This is a genomic window from Actinosynnema sp., assembly GCF_052038725.1.
The window spans coordinates 1-2,572 of the sequence record NZ_JBQGCX010001369.1 but is presented as its reverse complement, the minus strand read 5'-3'; the positions used below and the strand labels follow the sequence as shown (position 1 = coordinate 2,572).

Here is a 2,572-nt window from a genome sequence, read left to right as displayed (position 1 = left end):
GCGGTGCTGGTGGCCGAGTCGCTCGGTCCCGAGCGGTACGAGGCGAGCGTGGTGTCGGCGGCGGTGGTGTGCGCGCGGGGCGGGCGCACCGGGCACATGCAGTCGCTGTGCCGCTCGCGGGGCATCCCGGTGCTGCGGGTGGCCCCGGCGGAGCTGGGGGCGCTGGCGGGCGAGGTGACCGTGCGGCTGGACCGGGAGTCGGTGCTGCTGGGCGCGGCCGTGCCCGCCCCGCGCGCCCCCGGTCCGGCGCCCGCGCGGTTGGACGAGGTGGACTCGGTGTGCGTGGTGGTGGCGGACGCGACGGACGTGCGCGCGGTCAACGCCCTGTCGCCCTGGGTCGCGCAGGTGGAGAGCTACTTCATCCGGGAGGAGTTCGCCTGCCTGTCGGCGGAGCTGAGCCCGTTCGACGCGCTGCGCTCGGGCGTGGCCGGGGCGCGGCGGTACGGGGCGGCGCTGGCGGACGAGCTGTGCGGGATGCTCGCCGAGCTGCTGCCCGGCCAGCGGTTGGTGATGCGCCTGCTGGACCTGCGCTCGGACGACGCCGCGCAGATCACCACGGGCGTGCCGGTGGAGGGCGAGCCGAACCCGGAGCTGGGCCTGCACGGGGCGCGGTGGCTGCTGGCCGAGGAGAACTACCCGCACGCGTTCCGGGCGCTGCGGGGGAGGTTGCGCGAGCTGGCGGGGCCCGCGGCGGACCGGGTGAGCTTCGCGGTGCCGTTCATCAACGACCGGGACGAGTTCCAGCGGTTGCGCGCGCACCTCGGACTGGACGCGGGGACCCCGCTGGGGGTGTTCGTGGAGACGCCCGCCGCGGTGCACTCGACCGCCGAGTTCTGCGTGGCGGGGGCGAGCGAGCTGTTCGTGGGCACCAAGGACCTGATCCAGTTCTACCTGGCCGCCGACCGGGGCAACCACCTGGTGGCCTCGACCTACCAGACCAGGCACCCGGCGGTGCTGGCGGCGCTGCGGCACGCGGTCACCGCCGGGCGGGGCGGCGGGGTGCCGGTGCACGTGTTCGCGCTGGGCGCGGACGTGGAGCACTACGTGCGCAGGCTGCCGACCCGCAGGCTCATGATGTGCACGGCCGAGCTGCGGCAGGTGGCGCTGGCCGCGGCCGAGCGGGCCGCGGCAGAGCGGGCCGCGACCGGCCGGGTCGCCGGGGAGCCGGTCGCGGCGGCGGGGTGAGGCCGGTCAGCCGACCTCGGAGTGCACCGGCAACCCCGTCACCGGCCTCCGGGTCGCCTGCGCCACGGCCGTGGCGACCGCCGCCGCCGCGGGCGGGTAGGCCAGCTCGCCCATGCCGCCGAGCGGCGCGTCGGAGTCGACGAGCACCACGTCGAACTCGGGCGCGGCGTCGATCCGGGCCCACGCGTAGTCCCGGAACGACGACTGCTCCACCCGCCCGGCCCGGACCGTGATCCGCGCGCCGAGCACCGTGGAGATCGCGTCCAGCACCCCGCCCTCCACCTGCGCCCGCACCCCGGACGGGTGCAGCGCCTGGCCGACGTCGACGGCGGCGGTCACCTTGCGCACCACCGGTTTCCCCCCGCGCGCGTCCACCTCGGCGAGCACCGCGATGGCCGACCCGTACTCCAGGTGGCAGGCCACCCCCAGCGCCCGCCCCGGCCCCGGCCGGAACCGGACCCGCGCCGCCGCCGCGTCCAGCACGCGCAGCACCCTGGGCTGGTCGGCCAGGAGCCTGCGCCGGTACTCGACCTGGTCCCAGCCCGCGCGCTGGGCGAGCGCGCTGAGGAAGCACTCCTCGGCGTAGGCGAACTGGCCCGCGTAGACCGCGCGCCAGAACCCGGTGCGCAGCGGCGCGGGCAGCACGGTGGCGGTCACCTCGCCGGGCACCGCGTAGGGGAAGTGGTCGCCGCTGGCGAGCACCAGCTGGGGGGTGCCGAAGAACGGCAGCACGGTCAGGCCCCAGGTGGCGACCCGGTGCGCGCGCCGCACGGGCAGGCCGTCCGGGCCGAGCTCGGCGGTGAGGCGGTGCGCCGACATGGGCCGGTACGAGTCGTGCCGGGTGTCGTCCTCGCGGGTCCACAGCACCTTGACCGGGGCGCCCGCCGCGCGCGAGCAGGCGATGGCCTCCAGCGCGTAGTCGTCCTCGATCCGCCTGCCGAACGCGCCGCCGGACAGCGTGGGCTCGACCTCCACCGGCACGCCGAGCGCGCGGGTGAGGGTGTCGCGCAGCCCGCCGGGGTCCTGGGTGGGCGCCCACAGCCGGACCAGGTCGGGGCGGGCGTCGGCGGTGGCGTTCATGGGTTCCATGGGGGCGTGCGCGAGCAGCGGCAGCTCGTAGGCGGCGGTGTGGCCGTTCGCGGGCGGCGGGTCCTGCGGGAGCGCGGCGACCAGCTGCGCCAGCCACTCGCGGCTGTCGACGTCCGGCGTGCCGCCGGTCCACTCGCAGGTGAGCGCGGCCCGTCCGGCGAGCGCGGCGGGCGCCGAGCGGGCCACCACCGCCACCCCGCCCTGGGCGCCTGCGACGCCGTCGAGCGCGACGGTGGTCAGCACACCGGGCACGGCCAGCGCCTTGGCGTCGTCGTGCGAGGCCAGCCGGGCGCCCAGC

The 2,572-nt window shown here is 77.4% G+C and carries 2 protein-coding genes; one reads left to right on the top strand and one right to left on the bottom strand.

All coding sequences use genetic code 11. From position 1 onward, the window contains the following. Positions 1-1,185 (top strand): putative PEP-binding protein (locus ACTUAL_RS28935; protein WP_440902457.1); only part of this gene is annotated, 1,185 nt, incomplete at its 5' end. Positions 1,186-1,191: 6 nt separating this feature from the next. Here ACTUAL_RS28935 and ACTUAL_RS28930 read toward each other — a convergent pair. After that, positions 1,192-2,572: molybdopterin cofactor-binding domain-containing protein (locus tag ACTUAL_RS28930; RefSeq protein WP_440902456.1), on the bottom strand; the 1,381-nt coding region annotated here is incomplete at its 5' end.